The sequence below is a fragment of the Gluconacetobacter sp. genome, from assembly GCF_047721585.1.
Classification (GTDB): Bacteria; Pseudomonadota; Alphaproteobacteria; order Acetobacterales; family Acetobacteraceae; genus Gluconacetobacter; species Gluconacetobacter dulcium.
On sequence record NZ_JBDNXE010000198.1, the window covers coordinates 1 to 4,914 of the forward strand.

The following is a 4,914-nucleotide window of genomic DNA, read 5'->3' on the forward strand; positions in this document are numbered from 1 at the left end:
CCGCGTCTGCCGAAACCGCCACCACCAAGTGGTCCACCACGCCAGCGACCGCCAACATAGGGGCCGACCCGATATCCGGGGCCCCAGCCACCACCCCAGCCACCACCCCAGCCGGGGCCGTAGTCGTAATAGCCGCCATTTCCACCGCCATACCCACCATAATCGGCACAACCGCCAAGAAGCCCGATGAGGGAAAGCGCGCCGATCATGATGCGGACGCGAAAGAAACCGCGCTTCATTTCGCGTTCTCCGCCTGCTCTGCCGGCGTCGGGTCGGCCCCATGCCATTCCATAAGCCCGAACACCGTTCCGGCGGGGTCCGACACGATTGCGATCATCACGTTCCGGCGGTCCGGATGCGGCTGGACCAGCACCTTTCCACCCAGCCGCTCGACCGCTTCGGCCGAGGCGCCAACACCATCCACCTGAACGAAGGTCACCCAGCGCCCCCGAGCGTTGGGCAGCACGCGCGCCGGCAGCGGGTTGACGGTCCCCCGCGTGACGGATTGAGACAGCAGCAGATACGCGGTGTTCTTGGTCGCATCCGGCGCAGCCTGCACCTGATAGCCGAAGACCTTCTGATAGAATCCGGCAGCCGTGAACGGGTCGCGCGTCAGCAGGGCGCTCCAGATCCATTCGCCCTGCGCGGGCGGCACGTCGTCGTCCGGCGCGTCCCCCGTCCGGGCATGGAAGGCGGCAAAAGGCGCGCCCTGCGGATCAGCCAGGATCGTTTCCTCCCCTTGCGCAAGACCGCTCTCGGCGACGGCGGCAGGCGGCATGATCACCCTGCCACCCCAATATGTCGTCTTGGCCACCGCATCGGCCGGGTCGATTACCGAGAGCACAGGCAACCACGCCGGACTCCCATGCCGTGGGGGATGAGGCCGTTCGATCAGACTGGCGACCGGCCGATCATGAACCAGGGCCACGACCGCCCGCCCCCGTGGGCTGGTCGCATCGCGGTACGTCCACCCAAGCAACGCGCCATAGAAGGCTTTTGCCGCGTCCAGGTCCGGCGTCGCGAGTTCGGCGTAAAGCAGCTTTCCCGGCATGTGCGCCACAGAGGACACCGCCTCAACGAACGGGGCATCGTCGGCAACGGCCGGCCGGGCAAGGCTCGCCAGGGCCATCCCCAATGTAACCCCGAGCACCGCCACGCGGCGCCCGGATATATGCCAGCGAAACACGCGCGGGTTCAGTAATGACACGTCTGGAGTTCCTCTCTTCCGACCGGCGCCAGGCAGCGGCCCCGTATGAAGCGGCACGAGTTCCCGCACCGGGCGACGAAGCAGTCTGCGTGTGATGGCAATAACACCGAACCCCTTATGCGCGTTTCACTGCCTGCATGGGTAAAAGCCTGCATGAGTAAAAGTCTTCGTGCGCAAAAATTCCGACGATGACGCATCCTCACGGGGCGCGCGGTTTCCGGCAGACATGCGCCCACCCGGGATGATCAGGCAGCAATCATCCAGACACGAAGAGGCGACAGCATGGCAGCCGTGCGCTCCATGCGCGCCAAAAAGAAAATGCGCGCCGGCAGCGAGCCAACGCGCATTTCCAGGCATGCTCAACCGAACCTGCCCCATTCTGTCCCATCAAACCGTTGCCGGACAGACACACCGCCCGGCAGGCGGCAGGCCAGGAAAACCCTTCGCTGTCTCCGCCCGCCCTTACGGGAAGGTGGCCGAAAGCGTCGCCATGACGACAAACGGAGAGCCGATAACATAGGTCGGCTGAGAACCGCTGAGCTTCTTCCCGGTGACGATGCCCGTCTGCGCCGCCGCATTGGTCGTATAGCCATACATCGAGGACAGGTAATGCGCGTCCCCGATATTGACCAGATTGATCTTCAGCTTGGGCGAGATATTCCCGATCTTCGGCAGACGCCGCCCGAAGCCGAGATTGGCGGTGATGTAATGGGGAATGCTCTGGTCGTTCATCAGGGTCGAGTACTGGGAATCCGTATATTGCAAATTAAAGTTCCCGAACCAGGTCCCATCGTTATAGGTCAGGCCCAGCGAGCCCGAGAATTTCGGCGCCCCGACCTCCTGCTTGCCCTTGGTCGCCAGATAGTCGCCGGCATAGGCAATATTGTTGCCATTGCGGGTATGCATATACTGGCCGGAGGCATAGACGCTCACATGGTGCCAGGGATGCGTAGCCACTTCCGCCTGAATGCCATAGGCCTCCAGCCCACCGGCATTGATCAACTGCGAAATCGTGGAGGTCGATCCGGGCTGGTAGCTCAGGGCGGAAATCTGATGGTTGGTAACGTTGTAATGGAACCCGGCCACATTGGCCATCACGGCGCCACTATAGCGATACCCGATTTCCTCGGTGATCATATATTCCGGCTTGTAATCCGACATCGGTATGGACGCAGGCTTGCCGGTAGAACGGCTGTACGTCGCAAGCTGGGAGCTCAGTCCCGCCGGGAGATGATAGCCAGTCGTGCCGTTGATATAGATCTGATGATGCGGATTGAACTGATAATTGATCAGGACCTGAGGTGACGGAACGAAGACATTCTTGATCGACTTGTAATTGTTTCCGACAACACCTGGAAGATCCTGGGTATATTGCCGATTGGCCATCGCCATCCTGATACCGCCATCGATCGTCAGGCGATGGTTGAAGAACGACATCTTGTCGTCAACGGCAAAGCTGTTCAATTGCTGCAAGGCATTTTCATTATCTTCGTTCAGAGGAACCCCGCCGTTCGCCGTCAGCGGCACCTTGGAACTCCATTGCCCGGTGCTGCTGACAGGATAGAACCGCTCGCTCGCCGCTTCCTGGGCGTAGGAATACCAGTACGACACGCTCAGCGTATTGAATTTATGCTGCCAGTGCCCGACCAGATTCACACCTGACGACAAGGTGTACCAGTCCGAAATCTCCGCTCCCGTCAGCTTGCTGCTGGTCGGATCATATCCAGGAAGATTATTGTAATTATCGAGATATTTATAGGGAACCGCACCGACATAGCCATTCTTGACCGGGATCGTCTCCCCATAATAGTAAGGTCCATGAAACTCGACCGAATAGGCTTCCGCGTCGAGGCTCAGCCCATGACCGAAACTGAAATGGTTTTTCAGCGCGCCGTAATACGATCCGGTATTCTTGCCGTTCAGGTCCTGGTAATGCGTATCTCCGGGCGAATAATGGTCATCCAGCCCGTAATTCATCCCATAGGTTTTCCAGTTCGCCAGCGATGGATACAGCCATTCATTCTGCGCGGCCTGCGTAAAGCCGAAAATAATTTCGGAATTGCTGTTGGCCGTCCAGCTCTTCGTCAGTGCCGCGTCCACATGCCATTTCCTGATATCACCCGCCCCGCGCCACATGTCAGAACGCGCGTAAGACCCGGAAATGAAGCCACGAACACCCGTATGCCCGATCTCACCGGTATCGTAGCGAATAAAATCCTTATTGGTACCATAAGAGCCACCGGACGCGGCAACATAGAAATTCTGCTTGTCGGAGGGCCTGCGGATCGAAGCGGAAATCTCGGCGCCAGTCGCATTGTAGGTAGGCGAATTGATATCCACCGATCCCTGCATCACATTGATCTGGCTGATATTCTCGCTATCCACCAGTGACGGGGTATATGTGCTGTAGGTAAAGGGATTCGCGGCCGGCATTCCCTCCAGCGTCACGCCGATTTCCGCCTGGGCCATGCCCCGGATATGAAGCGTCGAGAACGAGGTCGTCAGCGGACCTTCACTGGCGGAGACGACACCAGGCACCATCTGGATAAGGGACTCGATCGTCGAGGTCGGCGACTGCATATCGATATAGTCATGGGTCAGCGTACTGACGGTCTTCGGCGTCGTATGCTTCACCATCATACCGCCCCCCGCCATGGTCCGGTATCCCAGAACATCCAGTTTCTCGTCTTTCGATTTCTCGACCGATCTGGAAGATTTCCTATCCTTCGCGGCAGCAGCGGATGTACTGTTCCCGCCCGGCGTCCAATGCGCCGTGCCGTCATTGGAATCAGTCTTCTGATTCTTGCCCGCCGCGTCGGCGGCCGTGCCGTAACAACATATGACACATGCCGAAAAAAGAAGATATTTCTTCACTTGAGTCCCCTGGTACCATGCTGCCGCCACCGCTCCGACATCCGCGGAACGACCAGCGTCGATCTATCGATCCGGATCGGTCGCCAGAGAGACACCGCCCATACAGGGAACCCTCAACGAAGCGGGCTCTTCTTCATTGAACTGTCATAAACCAAGCTTTCTTCTGCAAAAGATTCCGCCTACGCAGAATCAACGCCGCAACATTCAGGGGCCCGCCAGCACGTCCACTTGCAGATCATGGTTGACGACAACATCCGTCCATGCACGCCGCTTATGGCCCGGTGCGTTGTCTGAAGCGTCCCGGGTTTCCCGGAGGCTCCTATCTGCGAGAAGGAGCTATCATGAACACGATGAGCCAGAGATTTTCTCCTGAGGTCCGGGAACGTGCGGTCCGTATGGTTGGTGAGCATCGCGCCGACTACGGCTCGGAATGGCCTGCGATGACATCGATTGCTGCCAGGATTGGTTGCCCGGCGGAGACTTTGTGCCGCTGGTGCCGCGATGAGGCCAGGCGGCGAGAGGGGCCGGCTGGGCAAGCTGGTGACGAGCGGGTTCGGTTCAGGGCGCTTGAGCGCGAGGTCAAGGAATTGCGCCGCGCCAACGAGATCCTGCGCAAGGAATCGGCGTATTTTGCGATGGCGGAGTTCGACCGCCGCGGGAAATGATGATGGCGTTCATCGACGGCCATCGTGAGGAGTTGGGTATCGAGCCGATCTGCCGCGAACTGGCGATCGCCCCATCCTCCTGTCATGAACATGCCGCGCGTATGCCCGGCGCGTCGTCGGCTGGAAGGTCAGCACGTCGGCCACTGCCGGCTTCGTGCTCGACGCCCT

The 4,914-nt window shown here is 59.5% G+C and carries 3 protein-coding genes, 1 pseudogene and 1 other annotated feature; of the genes and pseudogenes, 1 reads left to right on the forward strand and 3 read right to left on the reverse strand.

Annotated elements, in window-relative coordinates; genetic code table 11:
* The 3 genes from ABF821_RS19955 to ABF821_RS19965 form a co-directional block, all read right to left on the reverse strand.
* A partial coding sequence (locus ABF821_RS19955; protein WP_415531346.1) for a hypothetical protein occupies positions 1-239 on the reverse strand: 239 nt, incomplete at its 3' end.
* Positions 236-1,207 (reverse strand): VOC family protein, encoded by a 972-nt coding sequence (locus ABF821_RS19960; RefSeq protein WP_415531347.1) that lies wholly within the window; start codon positions 1,205-1,207, stop codon positions 236-238. The genes ABF821_RS19960 and ABF821_RS19955, both read right to left, overlap by 4 nt.
* A gap of 462 nt (positions 1,208-1,669) precedes the next feature.
* Complete coding sequence (locus tag ABF821_RS19965; RefSeq protein WP_415531348.1) at positions 1,670-4,081, reverse strand: TonB-dependent receptor; 2,412 nt, start codon at positions 4,079-4,081, stop codon at positions 1,670-1,672.
* Positions 4,082-4,422: 341 nt separating this feature from the next.
* On the opposite strand from ABF821_RS19965, the pseudogene ABF821_RS19970 reads away from it, so the two are divergent.
* A pseudogene (locus ABF821_RS19970) lies at positions 4,423-4,914 on the forward strand (transposase); the annotation flags it as partial.
* Positions 4,704-4,818, forward strand: a sequence feature (AL1L pseudoknot). Its footprint overlaps the pseudogene before it by 115 nt.